The sequence below is a fragment of the Desertibacillus haloalkaliphilus genome (assembly GCF_019039105.1).
GTDB lineage: Bacteria > Bacillota > Bacilli > Bacillales > KJ1-10-99 > Desertibacillus > Desertibacillus haloalkaliphilus.
In genome coordinates this window covers 1-390 of record NZ_JAHPIV010000285.1, presented here as the reverse complement: position 1 = coordinate 390, position 390 = coordinate 1, and the positions used below count along the sequence as shown (strand labels likewise).

Sequence of the window (390 nt, the reverse complement as noted above, 5' to 3'; positions counted from 1 at the left end):
AGAAAGGGGGAGGAGAAGGGAGGGGAGAAAAGGGAGGAGAAAGGGAGGAGGGGAGGGAGGGAGGGGAGAGGGGAGAAGGAGAAGAAGAAAGAGGGGGAAGAAGGGAGAAAAGAAAAAGAAAAAAAAGGGGAGGGGAAAGAAAAGAAAAGGGAAGAGAAGGAGAAAAAAGGGAGGGGGAGAAAAAAAGAGGAGAGAGAGAAAAAAGAAGGAAGAGAAGGAGAGGGAAAGGAAAGGAAAGAGGGAGGAAAGGGGGGAGGAAAGGGGGGAAGGGGAGAAAAAGGAAAGAAGGAAAAGAAAAGAAAGAAAAGGGGGAGAAGAAGGGAAGGAGGGGAAAGAGGGGAAAAGAAAGGGGGAGAGAAGGAGGAAAGAAAGGAGGAAAGAAGGGGAGGA

The 390-nt window shown here is 49.5% G+C and carries 1 protein-coding gene; it reads left to right on the top strand.

Going from position 1 to position 390, the window contains the following annotated elements:
* Window positions 1-390 (top strand): hypothetical protein (locus KH400_RS29955; protein WP_217228247.1); only part of this gene is annotated, 390 nt, incomplete at both ends.